Origin of the sequence: Mesorhizobium sp. M0590, assembly GCF_040320905.1 — a bacterium.
Taxonomy (GTDB): domain Bacteria; phylum Pseudomonadota; class Alphaproteobacteria; order Rhizobiales; family Rhizobiaceae; genus Mesorhizobium.
In genome coordinates this window covers 1-24,001 of sequence record NZ_JAMYQN010000015.1, presented here as the reverse complement: position 1 = coordinate 24,001, position 24,001 = coordinate 1, and the positions used below count along the sequence as shown (strand labels likewise).

Genomic DNA, 24,001 nt, shown 5'->3' with positions numbered 1-24,001 from the left:
CCCTGATCGCCGGTGGCTAATCCCCCACGCGCTGCAGCGTACCGAGATGATTATCGTCGAGAAATTCGACGGTCATGGCCGACGCCTTGCCGTCGGGGCCGACGGCAAAGCTGACGGCCGAGGGCCTGTCCGGCATCTCGGCATCAGGGAAGGTCACGAAGAGGTCGCGGTCGAAATGCTTCAATGAATAGGACCGCACACCGGCGGGCCCGACCTTGAGGACAAGAGGGTCTCCTTCGCCCGACACAACCGCATCGCCGATGAAGTCGTTGAAGTAACGGCCTGCATAGGCACTGGCCGGCTCGGCCGGACTTGCTGGAGAGGGCGGCGCGGCATAGGTGGCCTTGGCCGCCGCAATGACCGGGCCGAACATGCTCGCATAGATATCATTCCATGCCTTTATCTTATCCTTGCCCAGCGTTCCGTCGAAGACGAGATCGGCGAAGCTGTCGGACAGTCCCTCCGGCACGCCTGTCGGAAAGGCGTTGGCGATGACGACGATGCCAAGCTTCTCCTCGGGAAAGAGCATCACCAGACTGCGGGCGCCGGCGCTGAAGGCGCCCGCATGACCCCAGATCGGCCCGTGCCGGCCGAATTCGACATTCCACCCGAGGCCGTAGAAGGCCTCGCCTCCGGAGACGGGGTTCTTGCCGCGAACCATCAAGGGAATATGTGTCTGGTCCAGCGCATCGGCGGCAATGAGTCTCTTGCCGGCGTAGGCCCCGTTGCCGAGCACAAGGCGCATCCATTGCGAGAGGTCGCGTGCGGTGGAACTGACGCCGCCTGCTGGCGCCTGCGCATCCGGATAGCGCTGGACCTTCGCGGTCCACGCGCCATCGATTTTGGCGTGGAGTTCGGCGCGGTTGGCGTGCTTGATGAAGTCCGAATGACGGGAGCTGGTCGAGGCCATTCCAAGCGGACGGTAGAGCTTCTCTTCGGCGACCTCTTCCCATGATTTGCCTGTCGGCTTCGCAGCCGCGACGGCACCCTCGGTCAGTCCGAAATTGCTGTAGGAATAGCCCGCACGAAAGCTCGATGACGGCGACACGAACCGCAGGCGGCGCAGGATCTCCGCGCGGTCATAGCCGATGTCCTCGAGGTCGTCGCCGGCGGTGCCGGGAAGCCCGCTGCGGTGCGCAAACAGGTCGCGGACCGTGAGTTCGCTGGTCGGATAGGGCTGGTCGAGCCGGAAAGCCGGATCGAGGTCGGCGATCTTCGAATCCCACGAAGCGATCCCCCCGCTGACCAGCGCCGCCACGACCGTGGCGGAGACAGGCTTGGAGAGCGAGGCAATCTGGAAGACTGTGTCAGCGTCGACGATCTCCGGTTTTCCGGCCTCGCGATGCCCAAAACCCTTGAGGAAGATCACCTCGTCGCCGTGCACGACGCCGATGGCCAGACCGGGCACGCTACCATCCGCGACGACGCCTTCGGCCAGTAATTCGAGCTTCGCAATGGCCGCGGCGATCCGGTCGGGCGTAATGGTGTCGGCCGACGCCACTTTCGGCGAAAGCGTAATGAGGGCGATGAAGGCCAACCTCCTCCACCGGAGGTGATTCCGGTTTGTGAATAGCCGCATGCTCAGCCCCCTCCGCCTCACCGGCGTCCACTATTGCAGCCTGACGCAGGGGAGGCCAGCCCCAACGATCGCTTCCATCGACGGATGTTCGCTTCGCACCAGTCGAACTTCAGACAGCCGCGCCTGAGCTAGGATGCGGCACGCATGCGGAGGCGCCGTCTGCTGGCGCGGGCCTTCTCCGCCACCGCGGCGGTGATCTCGACCACGCCGTCTTCACGCGGTCTGGCGTTGGTGACCTTGTGGAGCCGCTCATAGGGCAACAGTTCCTTGACCCGGGCTTGAAGCGACGCGACTTCGGCTCGCAGATCCTCGCATTCCTGCCTCTGGACGTCGAATTGTATCTGTTCGGAAGCCTGCTGCAGGGAAAGCTGCGAAAAATTCGCGCTGATTGCGGAAAGGTTCATCTTGTCGTTTTCGCTCTCCTTCGTGAGAGCAGACAATTTTTGCTCGACAATTTGCTTTTCGGCCACCGCGTCGCTCGCTTGGGCCTTGAGCCTGGCGATCTCGCTGGCGGCTTCGCTGTTCTGGTTGGAGGCGGCCTCCAGCCGCGATCGAAGGTCCTCGATTTCAGAACGCAAGCCGGTCATCTCCGCGACACCGCGTGCAAGTTCGGCTTCCCTGTCACCGTCCCTGATGCGGGCCGCTTCCGTCATTTCCGACAGCTTCGTCTGCGCCATATCGAGCGATTTCTGCAGCCGCATTTCCTCTTTCTCGCTCTTGCCAAGCGCGGCCAGCAGTTCCGAAACCTGCGCGGCGTCATTGGCATGGATAGTCGAGAGTTCGTCCAGCCTGTGCCGCGCCTCGGCCTCCCGTTTCAGCGCCTTGTCGAGATCGATCGACAGACTGACATGCTTCTCCCGCAGCATCTCGTTCTCGCGCGAGCGTCTGTTGGCCTCGACCGCTCTGGCCGAGAGCGTTTTGACAAGCTCGCCGAACTCGGCTTCGCGTTTTGCGCTCGCATTGCCTGCCACGACGAGTTCCAGCCTTGCTGCAGCCAGCGCGCCGCGAAGTGCTTCCTTGTCCTCGACCAGGCTCGCCTCGTGCTGCTGCAGGGCCTCGATAGCGCTGTCGCGCTCGCGCTGCTTTCTGGTCGCTTCGTGGAGCTGTTCGGACAGCACTCTTTGCTGCGCGGTCAGGCCGGTATTTGCCAGCTCCAATTCGTTGGCGCGAAGAATGTCGCCGTGGAGCAGTTTCAGGAATTCGCCCGTCAGATGATGCGAGGTCGCGATCTCCGACAGTTTCGCATTGATCTCCCCCAGATACTCCTGCGCGTCGTGAAAGAGCCCATCGACCGCACTTAAGGCAGCCAGCCGGGTTTGCGTATGGGGGGACAGCCGTCGTGCGGTCTCGAAGGCGTCCGCATTGGCCTCGAGCTGCGAGCTGTCATCCGTTGCCGCGAGATTCTCATCCGACACAGTCTCATCCGGAACAGTGACGTCGTTCAACGGCGACTGATCGTCCACGTTGAGACATTCGCTAAACGCATCCGCCAAATCGGTTTCGAGCTCCTTGAACGCTCTCTCCACAGTCTCGGCACGCTTGATCAAACCTTTGAAATTCATGACCGAATATCCCTCTCGTGCAGCGCCGTTAAGGAGCGGACTTTCAACACTTGACCCTCGCCTCCCCCGAATGCGGGTTCATCTCCTGACGTGCGCTCTGGCCGACGCACGCTAGGGACAGGCTTGGCCACTGTCCTCGTGTGTTTGAATGACGTGTTCTGCCGCGCTCCATGCCCGAGGCGTTGGCACCGCTCGAAAAATGCCCACTCATTTCACCCGAAACGGATATGAACCGGCGCAAGCATGAGGATCGCCTGGTGACTGTTGTAAGGATCGGCCGAGCGCCTCGGTGCTCTGCAGCAGCTACAAGTCACACTCGGACGAGGCGCGTTACGGCCGGGAGGCCTGACCTAATAAATGATTGTGTTGAATACGTTTCGCTGATTAGCTGCTGTGCATTGACCAGGGACAAGACCGATAAATGTTGTCCCGGGAGGACCGCGATGCCGGTGCTTGAGGTTCGCCACGTCTCCAAGAATTTCGGGGCTATCCAGGCCCTGACTGACGTCAGCTTCCAGGTGGAGCGAGGCGAAGTCGTTGGTCTGATGGGGGACAACGGGGCCGGCAAGTCGACGATAGTCAAGACTGTGGCCGGGAATTTTCCTCCGAGCGACGGCGAAATTGTAGTCGAGGGCGAGGTGTGCCACTTCCACCAGCCCGTGCAGGCCCGCGCCAAGGGGATCGAAGTTGTTTATCAGGACCTGGCGCTCGCCGATAATCTGACGGCCGCGCAGAACGTCTTTCTGGGGCGCGAGATCAAGAAAGGCTTCTGGCCGATCAGGATTCTTGACAAGCAGGCGATGATCGATCGCTCGGCAGCGCTGTTCAAGGAACTCAAATCGGAAACCCGGCCGCGCGACCTCGTCAGGAAGATGTCGGGTGGGCAGCGCCAGGCGGTCGCCATCGCGCGGACCCGGCTTTCAAATGCTAAGCTGGTGCTGATGGACGAACCAACGGCCGCCATCTCCGTGCGCCAGGTGGCGGAAGTACTCGAACTGATCCGACGCCTCAAAGCACAAGGAGTCGGCGTCATGCTGATCAGTCACCGAATGCCTGACGTGTTCGCCGTGGCAGATCGCATTATCGTCCTCAGGCGGGGCTCGAAAGTTGCCGACAAGCCAGCCGACAAAACATCGCCCGAGGAAATCACTGGACTGATAACGGGGGCCATCCGTGGCGAATAGTGTTCAGGAGTCAGTTGGCGTTCAGGGCTCAGTCGAAGAACATGGCCGGCCGGCCATGTCGGATTTCGTTCCGACCAAGGAAAAAACAGTTCTCCAACGTGTGATTTCAAGTCAGCCCTTCTGGGTGACGATCGCGCTCATCGCGCTCGTCATGTTGATGACTGCGATGGAGCCGAGCTTCGGCACCTCTGAAAACGTCGCCAATGTGACGCGCAACTTCGCACCTTTCGGCATCATGGCACTTGGCATGACGATCGTCATCATCACCGGCGGCATCGATCTGTCGGTCGGCTCCGTCATGGGTCTCGTGGTCATCGTCGCCGGCCTGTTCCTCACCTGGCATTATCCCTGGTACGTCGCCTTCGCCATGGGCCTTTTCTCCGGTCTGGCCTGCGGCGCGGTCAACGGATTCTTTGTCGCCTATGTCGGGATGCCGTCCTTTGTGGTCACCCTCGGCATGCTGTCCGTCGCGCGCTCGCTGGCGGTCGTATTCTCGGCCAACCAGATGCTCTACCAGTTCGGGCCCGATGCTCCGATCGTGAAGGCAATCGGTCAGTGGAAATGGCCGCGGCATGGTCCGAACGACTGGGCACCGCATTGGATACCAGAACTGTCGTCACAATTCTGGACCATGGTGATCTTGGCCCTGATTGTCGGCTTCGTATTCAACTTCACAGCCTGGGCCCGGCATCTCTTCGCCATCGGCGGCAATGAGGAGGCGGCACGGCTCACCGGCGTTCCGGTCAACTGGATTAAATTCCAGGCCTATGTCTTCTCGGCTTTCACCGCCGCGCTCGCCTCGCTCCTGCTCCTCGGCTATAACGGCTCGGCCATCAATGCCATGGGCCAGGGCTATGAGCTGCGCGTTATCGCCGCGACAGTCATTGGCGGCGCCAGCCTCATGGGCGGCGCCGGCACGGCCTTCGGTGCGATCATCGGTTCGGCCTTCCTCGAGGTGATCAGGAATGCGCTGCTGATGGCCGGTATCGATTCAAATTGGCAGGGTGCCTTCGTCGGCGCCTTCATCGTTCTTGCGGTTCTTTTGGGCATGCAAACCGGCGGCAAATCGATTCTCGCCGCGTCGCTGGCAGTCTTGATGCCCAAAAAACGCCGCTAGAAACCCGCCGGCGGGAGGCTTGCGGGATCACACCCAGGAGGAGAACGTCACATGAAAAAACATCTGCTGACGGCCGCCGTGGCGCTTGGCGCAATGGTGCTCGCCGTTTCCGGCGCCCAGGCGAAATACACCTTCGCCCTGGTGCCGAAGAACATGAACAATCCTTTCTTCGACCAGGCACGCGACGGCTGCAAGAAGGCCGAAGCCGAATCCAATGGCGCCGTGGAGTGCATGTATATCGGCCCCGGCGAACATGGTGGTGGCGACGAGCAGGTGCAGATCGTGCAGGACCTCGTGGCCAAGAAGGTGGACGGCATCGCCGTGTCGCCATCGAACGCCGCGGCGATGGCGGTTGCGCTGCAGGCCGCCAAGGAAGCCGGCATCCCGGTCCTCACCTGGGACTCCGACCTCCTGCCCGAGAACAAAGATCTGCGCGTTGCCTATATCGGCACGCACAATTACGAGATCGGCGAGAACCTCGCCAAGCTTGTCATGCAGATCAAGCCCAAAGGCGGCACGATCTGCATCCAGTCCGGCGGCGCCGCGGCGGCCAACCACAACGAGCGCATGCAGGGCATTCGCGATACACTTTCGGGCACCAAATCGGCGGCCTCGCCCGGGGATCGGCTGACGGGCCAGAACGGCTGGACCGAAATCGAAGGCTGTCCGCTCTACACCAACGATGATTTCCCGCTTTCGGTGCAACAGTTCGAGGATATCATGGCGAAAAACCCGAACCTCGACGCATTCGTCCCAACCGGTGGCTTCCCGCAGTTCATTCCCGATGCCAACCGCGCCGCGGTCGCACCGTACAAGGACAAGATCGCCTCGAAAGCCCTGGCCCTTGTCGTTGCCGACACGCTTCCGGTACAGATCGACCAGATGAAGGAAGGTTTCTCCCTTGGCCAGGTCGGCCAGCGGCCGTTCGAGATGGGCTACAAGACGATGATGGCGCTGAAGGAAATGAAGGAGGGCAAGGCTCCGCCGGCCGACCCGACCTACACGGGCCTCGATGTCTGCACTCCGGAGACAGCCGACACTTGCGTCGCCAAATAGTGCTTTTGGGCGGGAGGAAACTCCCGCCCTTTTCATAGGGGATCTCAATGCCGGAATTGTTCTCGCTCAAGGGCCGTGTCGCATTGGTCACGGGTGCCTCGCGTGGTCTTGGTTTTGCCATGGCCAAGGCACTTGCGGAAAACGGCGCGACGGTGATCGTCAATGCGCGCGACATGGCCGCCCTTTCCGCGGCCGCCGAAAGGATCGGTGCAGAAGCCCTGCCGTTCGATGTCACCGACGCGGCGATCTCAAGGGCGTCGCTCGAAGGAATCGTCGAACGCCACGGCCGCCTCGATATTCTGGTCAACAACGCCGGCATCCAGCATCGGAAACCGTTAGTCGAATGGCAGGACGAGGATTTCAACCATGTGGTTGCCGTCAATCTGTCGGCTTGCTTCCGCATGATGCGCGACGCGGTGCGCCTGATGCTGCCAAACAAGTTCGGGCGCATAATAAACACCGGATCGGTCGCAGCGATCCTTGGCCGTCCCACCATTCACGCCTATGTGGCGGCAAAGGCGGGCCTGCACGGGCTGACACGCTCCACTGCCGCTGAGCTGGGCCGTCACGGCATCACCGTCAACGCGATCGCCCCCGGCTATTTCGCCACCGAGCTCAACACCGCACTTATGCGCGACGAGGCCTTCACCAAATGGGTCGAGGCACGAACCCCCGCGGGCCGCTGGGCCCAGCCTGAGGAGCTCGGCGGAGCCGTGGTGTTTCTCGCCTCCGACGCTGCCGCTTACGTCAACGGGCACGTGCTGGCGGTTGACGGCGGGCTATCGGTTTCCCTGTAATTTCAACCGGTGACACCGTGCCGGCAGGGCGTGCGTGCTAGCCGCCTGAAATGACGACTTGCTGCATCCGCTGCTGGCCCGGTCCCCTGCACGGACGCCGACGCCAGACGATTGGATGACGCGCCGTATTGCAGCCGCCGACTTTCGATTCGCAACGGGTTATTTCGACGTCCGGCGGCATCGATGCTTGATGCCGCCAATATTTCATTCCACACACCGGTCACGATGATAAACGACATACGGGATCAGCGCCGGGTACTCGGGTGGGCCTTGCCCACCTCGATTGCGCTGCATCTGCTCATCGTCGCGCTTTTGTTGTTCGGACTGCCGGCAACGCTCTCGCAGCCAGGGAAGGAGCAGCCCATCGCAGTGGATATCGTGCCGCCGCCTAAACCGCCGGAAAAAACCAAACCTCCGTCCCCCGCTGAACCGCCCAAGCCGGAAAAGCAGCCGGAAGCCAAGGTCGAGACCTCGGCGAGCCGTGAGGTCGCCGCGCAGAGACCTGTCTTCCAATTCGGTGAGAAGGACGCCGGTCCTCGCAAGTCTCTGGACGGCAACAGTGCGGAGGATGGTTCGGAACAACCGCCAGCGCCGCAAGTTCCCAGTAACCAGGATCTTGCACAGCCACCTGCCGTGACAGCGGTCGAGGGGAAAGACCAGGCTCCGTCGCCTGGCGCTTCACCGCCGCCGAAGCCCAAGCCAGCGGATGTCGCCAAAGTGCAAAGGCCCTTGAAGCTTCAGGAAGCGAAGAGATTGTTCTCGAAATCAGCAACCGGTGATCCGGTAGCGACAACCGCGATGAAAAATGTGCCGCGCGCCGTGCGGATCGGTCAGCTCTGCAACACGGAACTCGCACAGCAATTGGTGCACGCGTCGCCCCCCTATTTCCCAAACAGCCTGCTTGAGTATCGGCTGAAGGCCGGCACGGTCATGAACGTCGCCAGTGCGCCGTTCCCTGCAAACGGGCAGTGGTACGATCTGAGCTTTCGCTGCGAGGTCGACCCGGACGCGACGAGAGTCGTGTCGTTTGCCTTTCGTGTTGGAAATCCGGTGCCGCGCAGCGAATGGAAGCGCCGCGGGTTGCCCGCCGAATAGGTGGTCGAGGCGACGGAGGCTGGCTGGCCGGCGCCATCAAATCCGGCCGGCGATGTCTTCGCGCGCTCCGGGCTGCCGAACCAACACGCGCCAAAAGTGGCTTTCGTCAGCGGCCGCCGAAGTCTAGCATATGGCTTTGGGAGGAGGCTTCGATGACTTCAAGTTTCAACGTTCATCATGCTGCCGGCTATGAGCAGCTCATGGGCCGCTGGAGCCAAAGACTCGCGCCGCTGTTCATCGACTTCGTGGGGCTTGCCGACGGCGAAAAGATCCTCGACGTCGGTTGCGGTACCGGCAGCCTGACCTTCGCGCTCGTCAAGGCCGCTGACCTCGGTGAGGTCGCGGCGATCGACTTTTCGGCCGTTTTCGTCGAAGAGGCAATCCGGCGCAACACCGATCCGCGGATAAAAATCCGTCAGGCGGATGCCTGCGCCCTGCCCTTTGAGGATGGGGCGTTCGACCGTGCCCTGGCCCTGCTCGTGCTCCATTTCGTGCCCGAAGCCGGCAAGGCAGTCGCCGAGATGCGCCGCGTCGTGCGGCCGGGCGGCGTCGTCGCGGCGACGGTATGGGACCATCTCGGCGGCATGCCGGGGATGCGCATGATGATCGACACGGTGGCGGTGCTCAGTGAAGGCGGACGCCAGCTGCGTGCCCGCTATTGCACGCAGCCGATGATGCAGCCGGGTGAAATGAAACGGACCTTTGTTGAACAGGGTCTCCGCGACATTACGGAAACCCAGTTGATGATCCGCATGGACTACCAAAATTTCGATGATTACTGGGCGCCGATTGCCGCCGGCGAAGGGCCGCTCGGTAAGTATGTGGCCACGCTCGACCCGGAAGAGCGGGCGCGCACCGACGCCGCCATGCGCGACGCCTACGAGGCCGGCCGGCCCGACGGCCCGAGGTCCTTTGCCAATGTCGCCTGGGCCTGCCGCGGCGTCGTTGCCTGACCTTGGCGCTAATGCATGCCGCGCAAAAAGCGCGTCGCATGAGGCCGATCGAACGCGACGCGCTTTAGCCGATCCCGTAGACCAGCCCGACGCGGCCGTCCGAAAGCTGCTCGACCTTGCGCAGTTCGAGCCCACGACGATTCTTCGCCGTTCCAAACAGCGCCTTTCCGTCACCGGCGAGCAGCGGATAGACGATCAGCCTGAGTTCATCGACCAGCCCGGCATCGATAAGGCTCGCGGTAATTCGGGCGCCGCCCATAAGGTAGATGTCCTTGCCGGGCTGCTGTTTCAGCGCAGCGATATCCTCGAAATTCCGCACGAAGCGCGTCTTTGGCCAGGCCGCCGAAGTCATTGTGTTCGACAGCACATAATGCGGCGTCTGCGCGGCGAAGCGGGCCCATTCGAGCTCGGCCGGCTTCGGCAATTTGCCGGTCATCGGCAGCGGCTTGTCGGGCTCGTTCTGGATGGCGCTCCAGTAGCGCTCGTAGCCGGCATACATGACGCTGCCAAGCAGGCAAGCGTCGATTTGCGGCGTCAGGCCGTATTCGTCCGACCACGCGTCGACCCAATCGGCATAACCCTCGGGCCCCTCCATCTTGCCGTCGATGGAAATCTTCATTCCAGCGATCAATTTGCGCATGACTTCCTCCATCAGGCTTGCGGGATGCAAGCACGTTTCATCGTTTCAGCGTTGCTTCGTGTTGCTGGCGGCGACCTCAGGGATGGCCGCCGCGAGTTACATCAGGCCGGCAGGCGGCGGTCGTATTCTTCCCGCAGGCGGCTCCAGCCGTCCCAGAACGAGGTCGGCGTCTTGCCCGCCAGGCGGGCGGCCAGCAGGTCGAGGTGTATGTGCCAGCCGGCCGTGATGTTGAGCTGGATTGCACGTTCCGGCAGGCGGCGATGAACGACGGTGAGCAGCACATCGCTACCCTTCGCCTCCAGCAAGAAGGAGACGCCGCCGGTGTTTCCCCAGGTGATGGAAAGCTTGCGCGGCGGATCGAGTTCGGTGATCCGGCCCTCCATCCGATGCTCTTCGGGAAAGCCCGCGGGTCGCTGGCCAGGCGGGTCCGTCAGCTCGTCGTTACGCCAGACCAACTCGAACGAGCTGCCGGCCTTCATTTCCATCTGGCCCGCGGCCATCCATTGCCGGCGCAAGTCACTCTCGGTGAGATAGGCCCAGACGCGCTCGATGGGGCCGGGCAAGAGGCGCTGGATGGTGAACGTGGCGGGCTCGCTCAGCTCGCCATAGGCGTCGATGGTTCTCATCTGGTTCATTGCTCGTCTCCTTCTTTCGGGTTGGGCGATTTCCTGGACTCATCCTGGGCTTTGCGTGCGTCCTCTTCGCGAAGAAGGCGTTCGAGAACATCGAGACGACCGGTCCAGAAGCGCTCGTAGAAGCTGAGCCACTGATGGGCGCTGGCCAGCGGTCCAGGGGCTAGTCGGCACAGATGCGTGCGGCCCCTCACCTCTCGACGAATAAGCCCTGCGTTCTCCAGCGCCTTGATGTGCTTGGAGGCCGCCGCGAGCGACATCACGAAGGGTTCCGCCAGCTGGCTTACCGTTTTCTCGCCATCGGCGAGATCGCGAAGCATGTGCCGCCGGGTGGCGTCGCCAAGGGCGTGAAAAACCGCGTCCATCTGGGGTGTCTCTAATTCAACCATGTAGTTGAATATAGACGCACGCTTTGAGATAGTCAACCGTTTGGTTGAATAATTTTTGTGAAGCGCCGCGGGGCCGTTTGCGCCATCGAGCGTGTCGACGTGACGGGAGATACGGACGCGCCCCGCGACAGCAAGGGCGAGGCCCTTATTTGCCGTCGAAGAAACTGTGGATCGCGGCTTCCAGCTTTTCGATAAGCTGAGGGTTGTGGCAGCTGCCAGCCCAGATCAGGGCGTTTAGCCTCATCTCTTTGTTGATAAAGCTCACTTTCCCAGAATCCAGCAGGTATTCCGCGATCTCGTAGTGCCGCCCCTTGATAGCCTCGATGAGCGCGTTGTTTCTCCCCGTCTTGTCGGTCAGATTTACTTCCGCGCCATTCTCCACGAGCAACTTGACGACTTCGAGATGCCCGTTCTTCGCCGCCTCGATAAGAGCCGTTCTGCCGTAGTAGTCAGCTCGCGCGTTGATCTCTATTTGGGGGTGTCTCACGAGGACTGAGATACACGCGTAATGTCCCTTGGCCGACGCAAGGCTCAAGGGCGTGCTCTTCCACTTGTTTCTGAAATTCACGTCGATTTCCGGGTCTTCGATCAGCGCCTCCACCACAGCTGTGCGGCCATTGAGGGCTGAAAGGTGAAGTGCAGACCAGCCGCCGTCGTCCGACTGATTGATGTCGGCGCCAGCCGCCAATTCCGATCGAACCGCCTCCGCATCGCCTTGTTCTGCCGCGACCAGCAGGGGCGACCAGTCTCTTGCCCCTTCGGCTTCCAAGCTGTTGGTCAACGCAGTCGCCTCCTCGGATACTCCACAGAATACCACAGAATCCGCGATAGTGGGGTCGTCCTGTATAGAGTTCCCTGGAGTCCGGTCACAGAGAGCTGTCGGCCCGAAGCGGAGGATCAGCGCTTCACGTCCGTCTCCTCACATTCTCCTGATATCGACTGGCTTTGGCGGCCATTCAGACTAAATAGAGCCTGCGCCGGGCGGAACGATGCAGAAGGACCTGAACATGCCTGAACAGATTACCCTGAATAGACCTGAACAAATCAGATTGAACGACGGCTCCGCCATTCCGCAGATCGGCCTCGGCGTGTGGCAGGTCGATCCAGCCATCACCGCCAAGGTGGTGCGCTGGGGAATCGAGGCCGGCTACAGGCTGATCGACACCGCCGAAGGCTATCAGAACGAGGAAGGTGTCGGGCAGGCGATCCGCTCGGCCGGCGTCCCGAGAAGCGAGTTGTTCATCACCTCGAAACTGCGCAACGGCGCGCATCAGCGCGACGCCGCCTTGCGCGCCTTCGACGAGACGATGAGCAAGCTCGGCATCGAACAGATCGACCTGTTCCTGATCCATTGGCCGGTGCCTAGCCAGGACAGATATGTCGAGGCCTGGAAGACGCTGATCGAACTCAGGCAATCAGGCCGGATCAAGTCGATCGGCGTTTCGAACTTCAACCAGGACCACCTCGAACGGATCATCGGCGAGACCGGCGTCACGCCGACCGTCAACCAGATCGAGCTCCACCCCCGCTTCCAGCGGCGTGACAAACGTGAATTCCACGACAGGCACAACATCCGCATTGAGAGCTGGAGCCCGCTGGGCAGCGGCCGGCTGTTGAGCGATCCGACGCTTGAAAGTATCGCCAGGAAACACGGCAAGTCGGTGGCGCAGACGATCGTCAGGTGGCACCTTCAGGAAGGGGTGATCGTCATTCCAAAGTCGATCCACCAGGACCGCATCGCCGCCAATTTCGATGTCTTCGATTTCGAGTTGGAAGCGAAGGACCTCGAGCTTATCCGGGGCATGGATTCGTCCGACGGCCGCACCGGCCCGAACCCCGCCACGGCCGCATTCCTGTTCTAACGAGGCGGGCCAACCGGGACGTTGGCATTCCTTCACACCCCCTCTGCCCTGCCGGACATCTCCTCAAGGGGGAGATTGGCAGCTTCAACGGCAGCGCCATTCTTGCAACGTTGGAGACTAGCGAAAGCCGAGATGAGGGCCAATCCCCCCCTTGTGGGGGAGATGTCCGGCAGGACAGAGGGGGGCGCTGTCCGGGGCGCTGTCCCGCCAGCGATCAAAACTACCCTTCCCGCTAGCTCATATCCCGGAGCCATCCACCAGCGGCACATCTTCGCCCTCCCAGGGGCTCGGCATCGATCCCTTGCTGAGATTGGCCGACGGCAGCGGCATCCAGCACTTCAGTTCGGGTTCGGCATATTCGACGATGCGTCCTGGAGACGAGTCGGTGGCGCGCCAGCCTTCGCTGCCGAACTGATCGGCGCGGGCCCAGTAAGCCATGTCGACCTCGGCCGGACCCTGTTCGGACGGCCGAACCGTGACAAGGATTCTGCTGCCGTCCCTTGGCGCGCTCGACATGTGGCGCCACTGACCGGGCTCGTCCATTGCATTTCCTCCTGCGATCTTCGCCTCGAACGGATAGTCGCTTCGCGTTCGGAAGCGGTCAACCCGAACTTTTTTGCCTGAGACAAAACCCCTGTCCCGTCGTCGCGGAACAAGTCATGGCACGCCGGGTTTGGGCAAGTTGTGAAGGAAGCAAAATGAGACCAGCGCCGCGACCGATCCTTACCATTATTGCATGGCAGGCCGCGTCTTTCGTTCGCAACCCGGTCCGGTCGCAATGAGGCAGGCCGGTTCCGATCATTCCATCCCACCGAAGGAGGGCAAAGGTGGCATAGGACGAGCGCTCGGCCTCGGACTGATAACAGGGGCGGCCGACGACGATTGTTCCGCAATAGGCACCTATGCCAGTGCCGGCGCCCGTTTCGGACCCGACCTGCTCTGGACGGCTCCGGTGACGTTGCCGATGATGTACGCGGTCGTCTACCTGTCGTCGAAGCTCGGCCAGGTGTCGGGGCGCGGATTGTTCCACGTCATCAAGGACTTCTACCCGCGGTGGCTGCTCTGGTCGGTGCTGTTGGGTGTGCTCGTCGGCAACACCATCGAGGCAGCGGCCGATCTTGGTGGAATGGCGGCGGCGATCAACATATTCGTGCCGCTTCCCATTCCGCTGATCGTGCTGTTCGTCGCCGCCCTCATCTTCGCCCTCCAGGTCTTCGGCTCCTATACTTTGATCCGCAACATCTTTCGCTGGCTGGCGCTGGCGCTGCTCGCCTATGTCGGTGCCGCCATTCTGGCCAAGCCGGACGCCGCGGCGGTGCTGCGCGGGACGCTGCTTCCCAGGATCGAATTCAACCGGGAGTTCCTGTCGATCCTGGTCGCTATCATCGGCACGACGCTGTCCGCCTATCTCTACACGTGGCAGTCCAATGAGGAGGTCGAGGAGGAGATTGCCCAGGGGCGCACAACGCTCAGGCAAAGGAAGGGCGCCACCGCCGGCGAACTCCGTCGCTCTCGCCGGGACATCCTCATCGGCATGATGTTTTCAAATCTCATCATGTATTTCATCATCCTGTCGACGGGTGCTACGCTCTACAAGGCGGGCCACCACGATATCGACACGGCCGCGCAAGCCGCGGAGGCGCTGCGGCCGCTCGCCGGCCAGGCCGCAAGCGTCCTGTTCGCCGCAGGCGTGATCGGCGTCGGTTTCCTAGCGGTTCCTATCATGACCACCGGCGCTGCCTATGATGTGGCACAAGCCATCGGCTGGAAAAACAGCCTGCACGCCCGGGCTCGAGAGGCGCCCAAATTTTATCTCGCCATCGGATTTTTTACGGCGATCGCCGCCGGCCTCAACTTCCTCGGCTTCAATCCGATGAAGGCGCTGGTCTGGTCCGGCATCGTTCAGGGCTTCTCGACGCCGCCCTTGCTGCTGCTCATCATGCTGATGACGAACAGCCGCAGGATCATGGGGGAGCAGGTGAACAGCCGCAGCACCAACATACTCGGTTGGGCAACGACCGCCGCTATCTTCTCGGCGACGATCGGCCTGGTGGCCACCTGGTTCATGTAAATCCGGCAGGACAAGGGACGCCGCCAGTTGGACTACCCGTTCCCGCTTGCGGATTGCCCCAGCTTTGCCGGCCTTGGAAACTCCACAACATCTCCCACCGGCCGCTTGTATTGCGCTGCGACAATTGCATCGATCAGGAGATCCAGAGCCGCACGAGCCGTGCGGCTCGTCTCGTCCTCGCCGCTCAAATAGTGGCAGGCTCGTTCAAGGTGCAGGTGTGCGGCGGCAAAGTCGCTTGTCATAGGCATCTCCCTGTTGCCCGCCCGCCGGCAAGATGACCGCCTCGATTTAGCCAAAAGCAAATATCCACAGCCGGATTTAAATCAAATTGACCTGATTCACCGCAGCCGCGGAGCCACTCCAGCGCCGTGGCCTGTGCCTTGCTTGCATCCTCCCCGAGGACCGCTAGGCCGTCGAGGGATTGTACCACAGGCACATGGTTCCCCGACGTCTCGCCGGGAGCGCCCGAGGGCGACTTGCCTGATATGTCCGGCCGGCTGTTTATGCGCTCTATCCGACGCGCTGCGCCATCGCGGCTGAAGGCGCTGCGGCGGATCTTGCAACGCGCTGCGGCGCGTTGAATGAACCAATTGCGGGCGATGTGCCGCAAACTCAGTTCGCTCATCACCCAGCTTTTGAAATTTTCTCGCTCTTTTAATTCTACAAACTCTCTAGACTTAAAATAGATCGCTAGACCCAAGATCTTGAAATAGAGCGCTTGAGAGGGAGCCAGGAATGTCGAAAAAGCTCGTGGTGGGGCTGTCGGGCAACTTGACCCGGCCATCGAAGACCAAGGCGTTCGTCAGCCACATTGTCGGGCAGGCCGCCGAAAGCATCGGCGCGGCCTCGGCCGTCTTCGACATCGAGGATCTCGGCGCGTCCCTGCCGCAGGCAAGGCGCCTCGGCGATCTCGACCCGGCGGCGCGCAACATCGTCGAACGGCTGCTGGGCGCCGACATCCTGGTGGCCGGCTCGCCGACTTTCAAAGGCAGCTATACCGGGCTTTTCAAGCATTTCTTCGACCTGCTCGATCCGTCATCGCTGAGGGGCAAGCCCGTCATCCTCGCCGCGACCGGCGGCGGCGAGCGCCATTCGCTGATCGTCGAGCACCAGTTGCGGCCGCTGTTCGGCTTCTTCGAGGCGCTGACCGTGCCGACCGCGATCTACGCCTCCGACAAGGATTTTGCCAATGGCGTGCTGGTGTCGGAAGCCATCCACGCCCGCGCCCGGCAGGCGGTCGCCGAGGCATGCCGTGTAACCGGGGTGCCCTACGGCGTCGGCCTTGCCGCCTGAACGCACCACTGACCCGAGATCCCCTTTCCGATCCGTCCAGGAGCACGCCGCGATGACCAGATCCACCAAATCCAGGCAAATCAAACTGGGCGCTTTCCTGCCCGGCGGCGGACAGCATATCGCCGCCTGGCGCCACCCCGAGGCGCCGGCCGACGGCGCCACCAATTTCGAGTTCCACAAGCAGCTCGCCCTGACCGCCGAGCGCGGCCTGTTCGATGCCTATTTCCTCGCCGACAATCTGACGGTCGGGCTCGGAGCCCGCGAAGGCGGCAATGCCAAGATCGCCGGCTTCGAGCCGGTGACGCTGTTTGCAGCGCTGGCGCCGCTCACCACGCATCTCGGCTTCATCGCTACCGCCTCGACCACCTACGAGGAGCCCTACACGCTCGCCCGCAAATTCGCCTCGCTCGATCATCTGTCGAATGGCCGCGCCGGCTGGAACGTCGTCACCTCGGCCGGCGACGAAACCGCGCGCAACTTCAATCGCGAGACGCAGCCTGCCCACGCCGAGCGCTATGCCCGCGCGCATGAGCATGTCGAGACGGTCAAGGCGCTGTGGGACAGCTGGGAGGACGATGCCTTTATCCGCGACAAGAAATCGGGGCGCTTCTACGACAAGGACAAGCTCCACGACATCGACCACAAGGGCGCGCATTTCAGCGTGAAAGGGCCGCTCAACGTGCCGCGCCCGGTGCAGGGGCACCCGGTCGTGGTGCAGGCGGGGCAATCGGAAGACGGTCGCAAGCTCGCCGCCCACTCGGCGGAAGTCATCTTCACCGCCCATCAGAACCTGGCGTCGGCGCAGGAATTCTATCGCGATATCAAGGCGCGCGTGACGGCCGTCGGCCGCGATCCCGAGCAGGTGCTGATCATGCCGGGCGTGGCACCCTTCGTCGGCCGCACCGAAGAAGAAGCGCGTGCCAAGTACCAGCAACTGAATGATCTCATCCTGCCCGAAGACGGCGTCGCCCTGCTCAATGGGCTGGCCGGCCAGACGCTCGACATCACCGGCTATCCGCTCGATGGACCGCTGCCGCCGAGCAAGGAGACCGAAGGCATGAAGAGCCGCCAGGCGCTGATCCGCCAGATTGCCGACGAGCACAACTTCACCATCCGACAGCTCTACCAATGGGTGGCAACGGCCCGCGGCCATTATACCGTCATCGGCAGCGCCACGCAGGTCGCCGATCAGCTGGAGGAATGGTTTGGCAACGAAGCCGCCGACGGCTTCAACATCCTGCCGCCCTGGCTGCCCGGCGGGCTCGACGACTTCGTCGAGCTGGTGATCCCCGAACTGCAGCGCCGCGGTCTGTTCCGCACCGCCTATGAAGGCAGGACACTGCGCGAGAACCTCGGCCTCAGGCGGCCGGAAAACCCCTGGACCGCCGCCCGCTCGGCGGTGCTGGCCGCCGAATAATCCCGAGAAGCCCGATATTTTCCAAGCAGGAGGCAAGACGATGACCTTGCAGCACATCGAACAGGCCGCCAGCCTCGGCACGCCTGACAGCACGACAAGCCTCGGCACGGACTTCCTGCGCCTCGGTGGCCGGGCGGGCATCCGCTTCCTGTCGCGCTACGGCGTCCTCATCGCTTTCCTCGCAATCTGGCAAGTGTCGAGCAGCGCGGGCTGGGTCAACGCGGCCGTGCTGCCGCCGATCGACATGATTGTCGCAGCACTTTGGAAGGGGCTGGCCGGCGGCACTCTGCTCGGCGACATCGCCATCAGCCTGCAGCGCGCCGGTCTCGCTTTCGCGGCCGCCGTGCTGGTCGCCATCCCACTTGGCCTGTTCATGGGTCAGGTGCGCACGGTCGAAACCGCGCTCGATCCCATCCTGCAGGTTTTCCGCCAGACCTCGGCGCTGGCGCTCTATCCCGTATTTATCCTGCTGCTTGGGCTCGGCGAGGCGTCCAAGGTATTCGTCATCTTCTGGGCGACGCTGTTCCCGCTGCTGCTCAACACCATCGGCGGCGTCAAGCAAGTCGATCCGAAACTGCTGGAGATGGCCCGCGTCTATGGTGCCAGGCAGCTCACCGTCTTCCGTCGCGTCGTGCTGCCCGGCGCCGTGCCGTCGATCTTCGTTGGGCTTAGGCTCAGCGCCACCACGGCGCTGCTGCTGTTGATCGCTTCCGAAATGATCGGCGCCAACAAGGGCATCGGCTTCCAGGTGATGAACGCGCAATACAACTTCCAGATCCCGCTGATGTTTGCGGCAATCGTCATCCTCGCCGGCCTCGGCCTGATTGCAAACCAGGCGCTGGTCAGCCTGCAGCGCCGGCTCTGCCGCTGGAGCAATGCCGTCGACTGACCACCCGCCCTTACCAATCTCAACCAGGCCAGAACTCAAATCAAGAAAGACCCGAACCATGAAAATCACCCGCCGTTCCCTGCTTGCCGGCGCGCCCTTCGCCGCCGGCCTTCTCGCCGCCGGCCTGCCGCGCTTCGCCTTTGCCGAAGCGGCACCCGTCAACTTCCGCTCCCTCGCCAGCCGTGGCAGCATCTCTCCGCATGAGCTGGCCGGCGAGCTCGGCTATTTCAAAGGCCTCGGTATCGAGGTCGAGAATGTCGGCTATTCCGGCGGCGGCCCGGAATCATTGTTTGCGCTCGCCTCCGGCAGCGTCGATATCGGCTCGGCCGCAACCGCCGCCGTGATCAATTCGATCTCCGGCGGCAACGACTTCGTCGCCGTCTATCCGAGCAACGGCATCAACAGCAAGGTGCGCAGCGTCTTCTACGTGCTCGACGACAGCCCAATCAAATCGATCGCCGACATTGCCGGCAAGACCATCGCCGTCAACACGCTCGGCGCCCATCTCGACTACACCGTGCGCGAGGCGCTGCACAGCGTCGGCCTGTCGCCGGACGCCGCCAATCTCGTCGTCGTGCCCGGACCGCAGCTCGAACAGACCTTGCGGTCCCGCCAGGTCGACATCGCGGCGCTGGGCTATTGGCAGGCGACATTTGCCGGGGCGCTGGTCGACAATGGCGGCGTGCGTGGCGTGTTCAATGACACCGACGTGCTGGGCGAGCTGGCCGGCGGCTTCGTCGTGCTCAGGCGCGACTTCATCGCCGCGCATCCCGACGCCGTCCGCAATTTCGTCGAACAATCGGCGCGCGCCTCCGACTGGTCGCTGCAGAACCCCGACGAAGCGCGCAAGGTGCTGGCAAACATCCTCGACAAGCGCGGCGAGAACGGCGAGCTGGCGCGTTACTGGACCGGCTTCGGCCTGCGCCAGGGCGCCAAGGCGACGGACCGCGACATCGACTTCTGGGTCAGCGTGCTCGAGCGCGACGGCCGCCTGCCAAAGGGCAAGCTGAAGGCAACAGACATCCTCTACCGGCCGGGCGAAACCAAGACCAACTGACAAAAGCGACCGACCAACCAGTTGGGAGACGCGCGCGATGAGCAGCACAAGCGGCGGTCAGGTCAGCATACGCGACCTGTCCAAATCGTTCAGCATCGGCGGGCGCTCGCTCGCCGTGTTGAGGACCCTCAACCTCGACATCCGCTCGGGCGAGTGCCTTGTCATCGTCGGCGCCAGCGGATCGGGCAAGACCACGCTGCTGCGCATCCTAGCCGGGCTGGAGGCTGCCGACAGCGGCGGCGTCGCCATCGACGGCAAGCCGGTGCACGGCGTCGGTGCCGAGCGTGCGGTGATTTTCCAGGAACCGCGCCTGCTGCCCTGGCTGACCGTGCTCGGCAATGTCGCCTTCGGCCTCGAAGTGCGCGGCGTGCCCAAGGCCGAGGCCGAGGAAAGGGCGCGCTTCTATATCGCGCTCGTCGGCCTCGCCGAATTCAGCGATGCCTTTCCCCGGCAGCTATCGGGCGGCATGGCACAGCGCGTCGGCATCGCCCGCGCCTTGACCGTGCAGCCCGAAATCCTGCTGCTTGACGAGCCGCTGGGCGCGCTCGACGCGATGACCAAGATCGGCATGCAGGAGGAACTGGCGCGCATCTGGAGCGAGGAGAACGTCACCATGGTGATGGTGACGCACGACCTCGAGGAAGCGATCTACCTTGCCGACCGGGTGCTGATCCTGCCCAAGGAGAAAGGCGGCGCGGCGCGGCTGATCGACATCGACCTGCCCCGCCCGCGCGAGCGCAGCGAAAGCCGTTTCGTACGCTACCGCGAGGAACTGCTGCGCGAATTCGGCCTGCACTGAAAGCCGCCTAAGAGGCCTTGGTTCCTCGCCCCGCGAAGCGGGGAGAGGTGTCTCGGCGACCCCGCGACGGAGAGGGGCCCCTCTTTGAGTGCCCCGCGCTTTCCTGGAACCGGATTCCCCGCCCCCGCATTTCCTTAACCGGGAGGCGAAGGAGCGCGGCATGAAAGCCTTGTTCGCAATCTTTGGCGGCTTCGTGCTGACGCTTGCCGTATTCGCCAGCGGCCTCGCCTTCGCCACCTGGCTTCTAATAGCCAAGCCGGTACGGCCGGCCGCCCCGGTCTCCAGCGTCGCCGAACTGTGGGCCAAGGACCCGCGACCGGTGAACCCGGCCTCGCAGCGCCTCGAGCGCCTCCCGGCCCGCCCGGTCCCCGTTCGCACCTCGGAAGTTGATCGCAGCTCGAAACCCGCCGATGCCGCAGCGTCGACAACCGACATCACCGCGACCGGCTCTACCCAGCCACCAGCGGAAGAGCAGCAGACGCTACCCGCCGCCCATGTCGAATGGTGCGCCAGCCGCTACCGCTCCTACCGGCCGGACGACAACCGCTACACGTCCTACAGCGGACAACAGCGCCCCTGCATCTCGCCCTATCTCGACATCACCGATGACGGCAGCTACGTCGAGGCGAGCGATAGGTCGTCACTGGAGGGCTACCCGCCATCGGACGAAACCGGCGCCGCCGAGCTCTCATCCGATCACGTGCAATACTGCTTCAGCCGCTACCGGTCATATCGACCGGAGGACAACAGCTATCAGCCGTATTCCGGGGGGCCGCGCAGGCAGTGCGAGTAGGCAGGCCGGGGGGTGGCTGGCGGCCGCAGTGCATGGCGCCTTGTGCGACCCACCCAACGATCACGCAGATTTCTTGGATCGTTCGGGTTGGCGCGGCGTTCATCCGATACCCAAAGGAGAAGTCAACATGGGCGACGACCGGGAAGACAAGATTCGTGAGCGCGCATACCAGATCTGGGAACGCGAAGGCGGGATCCATGGCGATCCCAAGCGGCACTGGCACCAGGCCGAGGCCGAGATCGACAGGGAGGCAGCCCTGCCACTGACGGCAGGCGATGCCCTGCCGGAAACCCGCGAGGTCGCGAGCTCCGACGTTTTGACGGTGGAGGCCCTGGCGGTGCGCACCGGCATATCGGGCGAACAGGCGCAGGAGCTGATCGACAGGCTGGGAAACGACAGGGCGGCTATCGAACAAGCCGCGCGCAACCTTAAGGGGAAGCAGCGGCTCGGGGAGTGACAGATGATCAGAAAACTCAAGGACGGAAAATACCGCCTCTATTCGCGCAAGAAGGACGAAAAGACCGGCAAGCGCCGCAATCTCGGCACCTTCGATACCCGCGAGGCCGCCGAAAAGCACGAACGCGAGGTGCAGTATTTCAAGAGGCATTGAGGGGCGTGCTGTCGCTTCCCAGGCAGCCGCGCCGGAGGGCAGCCTCCTAGGCTGTCCAGCGTCACGATGTGGTCCTTGGCGGTGCCTCCAGCGTTCCTGTTGAAATTGAACAAAACGGGAACAAAAATGTCAAGAGCGAATTGACTCTGCGAGGAATGCCTTCCTATTTGTCAGTAGGCGGGGCGGTTGCTCACAAATCGAGGAGAGCCGCGATGGGCAGACGAAAAAGCCGGTTTGACAGGCTGTCGGCGAGGGATGCGGAGGCGATCATCAGGGACACTTTGAGCCTGCGCAAGACGGTGCTGTCGTCGCAGCTGCATCTGAAGGCGCATGGCGAGCTGTTCTGGCAGCTTTGCGGGCTTGTCGAGAAATTGCACGAGGTGCTGGCCAGCGTCGCGGAGAAGGAGCCCGATTACCGGATGGCGGAGCTTGGCCTGCTTCCCCTCCCCGAGGATTACTCGACCCGGAAATGAGCCATGGCCGGGCCGATGGACAGCGTTGGGCGTGCCGCCAAGGCCAACATGCTGCTCATCGTGGAGTGCGGCCATTGCTACCATGTCGGACGCTTCAGGGCGAATGACGTGGCCCAGGTGGTGGGCTGGAACAAGCCGCTGGAAGCGATCGGGTTCAGGTGCAAACGATGCAGCCGCAAGGACACGACGGTGAAGACGCAGTTCATCGACCAGGACCATCCACCCAAGGGCTACATCTGGGTGCTGCAGAAGTTCAAGCGCTAAAACAACGAGCCTTGCACCGGCGCCTGCTGCGGAAACTTGATCTGTGTCGCCGGCTTGTCGACGATCACCAGCGCGTCATCGGGCGCCGTGCGCTGCAGGTGCCTTGCCTCCGACCACGGCGCGGTGAGCCAGGCCTCGGTTTCTTCCGGCGTGGTCAGGATCACCGGCATCGCCTTCTCGTGGATCGGCGCGATCAGCGCGTTGGGCTGGGTCGTCATGAAGCCATAGACCTGGTGATCGGCGGGGCCGTCCTTGATCTTGCGAATGCCCTGCCAGCGCGTCCACAGGCCGGCAAAGAAGAATAGCGGGCGGTCCTCGCCGAGTGCAAACCAGTAGTTGCGCTGAATGCCGGTCTCGGGGTCCTTGTCGCCGGGCGTCGGGCTGGGCTCGGCGAAGCTGGTGACAGGCACCACGCAGCGGTTCTCGATGCCGAGATATTGCTGCCAATGGCCATATTGCGGATTGCGGATATTGGTGGTGCCATAGTCGGCCTTGCCCTTGACCCGCTCCAGTGGCGTCGGCATGCCCCACAGCAGATTGGCCAATTCGCGTTCGCCGTCCGGCGCGTTGCGCACCACCGGGCCGGGCTGGTTGGGATAGATGTCGATGGAGGGTTCGAGATTGCCGAGGATGTCGCGCAAGGCGCGGGTCCACTGGCGGATAGCCTCCTGGCTGGTCGTGATGTTGTAGAGATTGCACATTTTCAGGCCGTTCCCGGATGCTCAGGCATCTTGTTGGAAACGGCCCGGAATTTCCAGCGCTGTCCGTTGAGTTGCTGACACGGCAGGCCGTGTCAGCAATGGCTTTGTGAGACCTACCGCGCCGATTGTCTCATAGCTTGTGCGGCTACCGCCGCGAGAAAAGCCCTCGCCGCGGCATCGCAGGCCGCTCGAGACGGGCCTTTGGCGAAAAGAAGAAGCTCGGCGGCTCGAATGTTGAGCCCGTGCTTCCTTGCGAATGTGGCTAGATCGTAAGGCTTGTTGTCGTAAGGTTCGTCGTAATCGATCGTCAGATCGTAGTTTTCTTTCATTTTCTTCCTCCCGTTAGCGATCTCCCCCCTCCTGTCGCTAACGCAAAATTAACGTCGATGGCGGCGGGCGAGTCCACCAATCACAGATTGTGTAAAAAACGTACGAGCTCGCATGCTCGCCCTCGCAACGGGCCTGCGAGCAATCGCCGCCGACCGGACCGGTCGAAAGAGCCGATTATGATGGCAATGTTGGAAAGGCTGCCACGGCCTGGTGCTACGAGGTGTCCGCGACGCCTAGCGTGCCTAAATGGCCGGCATTTTCATCTTCCGGGCCCCGGTCCGCAGCCGGCCTCGTTGGGTCCAGCTAAAGGATAAATCCGGCTAATAATACCGTAAGGAGTAGTGATAGCGGAACAGTTGTGTGCGTCAAGTTCTGCAAAATGGCGTGGCATTGCGGTGACGTCGGCGTGTCCGCCGCGCAGCCCCCGTGTTTAGCGGA

General features: G+C 62.6%; 27 protein-coding genes. 18 read left to right on the top strand and 9 right to left on the bottom strand.

Annotated elements, in window-relative coordinates:
- Positions 1-16: 16 nt before the first annotated feature.
- Together NKI52_RS22975 and NKI52_RS22970 are read right to left on the bottom strand one after the other, a co-directional pair.
- Positions 17-1,579, bottom strand: a complete 1,563-nt coding sequence (locus NKI52_RS22975; RefSeq protein WP_352699774.1) for a serine hydrolase — start codon at positions 1,577-1,579, stop codon at positions 17-19.
- Between the two features lie 128 nt (positions 1,580-1,707).
- The gene (locus NKI52_RS22970) at positions 1,708-3,141 is read right to left on the bottom strand and encodes a coiled-coil domain-containing protein (RefSeq protein WP_352699772.1); all 1,434 of its coding nucleotides are present in this window, start codon (positions 3,139-3,141) and stop codon (positions 1,708-1,710) included.
- Positions 3,142-3,584: 443 nt separating this feature from the next.
- On the opposite strand from NKI52_RS22970, the gene NKI52_RS22965 reads away from it, so the two are divergent.
- From NKI52_RS22965 to NKI52_RS22940, 6 genes are all read left to right on the top strand, one after another.
- Entirely contained in the window at positions 3,585-4,325 is a 741-nt protein-coding gene (locus NKI52_RS22965; RefSeq protein WP_254819718.1) for an ATP-binding cassette domain-containing protein, read from the top strand.
- Between the two features lie 55 nt (positions 4,326-4,380).
- On the top strand, positions 4,381-5,442 hold the full coding sequence (locus NKI52_RS22960; protein WP_023677317.1) for an ABC transporter permease: 1,062 nt from the start codon (positions 4,381-4,383) through the stop codon (positions 5,440-5,442).
- 51 nt (positions 5,443-5,493) lie between these two features.
- Positions 5,494-6,498: a sugar-binding protein gene (locus tag NKI52_RS22955; protein WP_023677316.1), complete on the top strand. Its 1,005-nt coding sequence runs from the start codon at positions 5,494-5,496 to the stop codon at positions 6,496-6,498.
- A gap of 47 nt (positions 6,499-6,545) precedes the next feature.
- The gene (locus tag NKI52_RS22950) at positions 6,546-7,295 is read left to right on the top strand and encodes a glucose 1-dehydrogenase (protein ID WP_352451446.1); all 750 of its coding nucleotides are present in this window, start codon (positions 6,546-6,548) and stop codon (positions 7,293-7,295) included.
- A 183-nt stretch (positions 7,296-7,478) separates the two neighbouring features.
- Entirely contained in the window at positions 7,479-8,390 is a 912-nt protein-coding gene (locus tag NKI52_RS22945; protein WP_352699770.1) for a DUF930 domain-containing protein, read from the top strand.
- Positions 8,391-8,542: 152 nt separating this feature from the next.
- Positions 8,543-9,343, top strand: coding sequence for a class I SAM-dependent methyltransferase (locus tag NKI52_RS22940; RefSeq protein WP_352636042.1), 801 nt, complete (start codon positions 8,543-8,545; stop codon positions 9,341-9,343).
- A gap of 64 nt (positions 9,344-9,407) precedes the next feature.
- Here the strand turns inward: NKI52_RS22940 and NKI52_RS22935 are convergent, their stop codons facing one another.
- The 4 genes from NKI52_RS22935 to NKI52_RS22920 form a co-directional block, all read right to left on the bottom strand.
- Positions 9,408-9,983: a dihydrofolate reductase family protein gene (locus NKI52_RS22935; protein WP_031211957.1), complete on the bottom strand. Its 576-nt coding sequence runs from the start codon at positions 9,981-9,983 to the stop codon at positions 9,408-9,410.
- 101 nt (positions 9,984-10,084) lie between these two features.
- Positions 10,085-10,618 (bottom strand): SRPBCC family protein, encoded by a 534-nt coding sequence (locus NKI52_RS22930; RefSeq protein WP_023677310.1) that lies wholly within the window; start codon positions 10,616-10,618, stop codon positions 10,085-10,087.
- Positions 10,615-11,004, bottom strand: coding sequence for an ArsR/SmtB family transcription factor (locus NKI52_RS22925; RefSeq protein ID WP_023677309.1), 390 nt, complete (start codon positions 11,002-11,004; stop codon positions 10,615-10,617). Before NKI52_RS22925 ends, NKI52_RS22930 begins: the two co-directional genes overlap by 4 nt.
- 145 nt (positions 11,005-11,149) lie before the next feature.
- Positions 11,150-11,785 carry an ankyrin repeat domain-containing protein gene (locus NKI52_RS22920; protein ID WP_352699768.1) on the bottom strand — a complete coding sequence of 212 codons (636 nt, stop codon included), beginning with the start codon at positions 11,783-11,785 and terminating at the stop codon, positions 11,150-11,152.
- A gap of 226 nt (positions 11,786-12,011) precedes the next feature.
- Here NKI52_RS22920 and NKI52_RS22915 point away from each other — a divergent pair, with 226 nt between their 5' ends.
- A complete protein-coding gene (locus NKI52_RS22915; protein ID WP_352699766.1) occupies positions 12,012-12,866 on the top strand; it encodes an aldo/keto reductase in 855 nt (284 codons plus the stop codon).
- A 237-nt stretch (positions 12,867-13,103) separates the two neighbouring features.
- Here NKI52_RS22915 and NKI52_RS22910 read toward each other — a convergent pair whose 3' ends face one another.
- Positions 13,104-13,409 carry a hypothetical protein gene (locus NKI52_RS22910; protein WP_352699764.1) on the bottom strand — a complete coding sequence of 102 codons (306 nt, stop codon included), beginning with the start codon at positions 13,407-13,409 and terminating at the stop codon, positions 13,104-13,106.
- 235 nt (positions 13,410-13,644) lie between these two features.
- Between NKI52_RS22910 and NKI52_RS22905 the strand changes: the two genes are divergently transcribed.
- The 11 genes from NKI52_RS22905 (at position 13,645) to NKI52_RS22855 (ending at position 22,532) form a co-directional block, all read left to right on the top strand.
- On the top strand, positions 13,645-14,937 hold the full coding sequence (locus NKI52_RS22905; protein WP_352699762.1) for an Nramp family divalent metal transporter: 1,293 nt from the start codon (positions 13,645-13,647) through the stop codon (positions 14,935-14,937).
- Between the two features lie 735 nt (positions 14,938-15,672).
- Positions 15,673-16,230 (top strand): FMN reductase, encoded by a 558-nt coding sequence (gene msuE / locus NKI52_RS22900; RefSeq protein ID WP_023677302.1) that lies wholly within the window; start codon positions 15,673-15,675, stop codon positions 16,228-16,230.
- A 52-nt stretch (positions 16,231-16,282) separates the two neighbouring features.
- Complete coding sequence (locus NKI52_RS22895) at positions 16,283-17,647, top strand: LLM class flavin-dependent oxidoreductase (RefSeq protein ID WP_352587123.1); 1,365 nt, start codon at positions 16,283-16,285, stop codon at positions 17,645-17,647.
- A 40-nt stretch (positions 17,648-17,687) separates the two neighbouring features.
- Positions 17,688-18,536: an ABC transporter permease gene (locus NKI52_RS22890; RefSeq protein WP_352458210.1), complete on the top strand. Its 849-nt coding sequence runs from the start codon at positions 17,688-17,690 to the stop codon at positions 18,534-18,536.
- A gap of 58 nt (positions 18,537-18,594) precedes the next feature.
- A complete protein-coding gene (locus tag NKI52_RS22885) occupies positions 18,595-19,593 on the top strand; it encodes an ABC transporter substrate-binding protein (RefSeq protein WP_352699759.1) in 999 nt (332 codons plus the stop codon).
- A 37-nt stretch (positions 19,594-19,630) separates the two neighbouring features.
- Positions 19,631-20,392 carry an ABC transporter ATP-binding protein gene (locus NKI52_RS22880; RefSeq protein ID WP_352699757.1) on the top strand — a complete coding sequence of 254 codons (762 nt, stop codon included), beginning with the start codon at positions 19,631-19,633 and terminating at the stop codon, positions 20,390-20,392.
- 160 nt (positions 20,393-20,552) lie between these two features.
- On the top strand, positions 20,553-21,185 hold the full coding sequence (locus NKI52_RS22875; protein WP_352621361.1) for a BA14K family protein: 633 nt from the start codon (positions 20,553-20,555) through the stop codon (positions 21,183-21,185).
- A gap of 127 nt (positions 21,186-21,312) precedes the next feature.
- The gene (locus NKI52_RS22870) at positions 21,313-21,642 is read left to right on the top strand and encodes a DUF2934 domain-containing protein (protein ID WP_352621363.1); all 330 of its coding nucleotides are present in this window, start codon (positions 21,313-21,315) and stop codon (positions 21,640-21,642) included.
- 3 nt (positions 21,643-21,645) lie between these two features.
- Positions 21,646-21,795 carry a hypothetical protein gene (locus NKI52_RS22865; RefSeq protein ID WP_023677295.1) on the top strand — a complete coding sequence of 50 codons (150 nt, stop codon included), beginning with the start codon at positions 21,646-21,648 and terminating at the stop codon, positions 21,793-21,795.
- Between the two features lie 212 nt (positions 21,796-22,007).
- Positions 22,008-22,268: a hypothetical protein gene (locus NKI52_RS22860; RefSeq protein ID WP_352621365.1), complete on the top strand. Its 261-nt coding sequence runs from the start codon at positions 22,008-22,010 to the stop codon at positions 22,266-22,268.
- 3 nt (positions 22,269-22,271) lie between these two features.
- Positions 22,272-22,532, top strand: coding sequence for a hypothetical protein (locus tag NKI52_RS22855; protein ID WP_352621366.1), 261 nt, complete (start codon positions 22,272-22,274; stop codon positions 22,530-22,532).
- On the opposite strand, the gene NKI52_RS22850 is transcribed toward NKI52_RS22855, so the two are convergent.
- A complete protein-coding gene (locus NKI52_RS22850; protein WP_352587144.1) occupies positions 22,529-23,233 on the bottom strand; it encodes an SOS response-associated peptidase in 705 nt (234 codons plus the stop codon). The genes NKI52_RS22855 and NKI52_RS22850 overlap by 4 nt on opposite strands.
- 113 nt (positions 23,234-23,346) lie before the next feature.
- Complete coding sequence (locus NKI52_RS22845; protein WP_023677289.1) at positions 23,347-23,562, bottom strand: hypothetical protein; 216 nt, start codon at positions 23,560-23,562, stop codon at positions 23,347-23,349.
- Between the last annotated feature and the right edge of the window lie 439 nt (positions 23,563-24,001).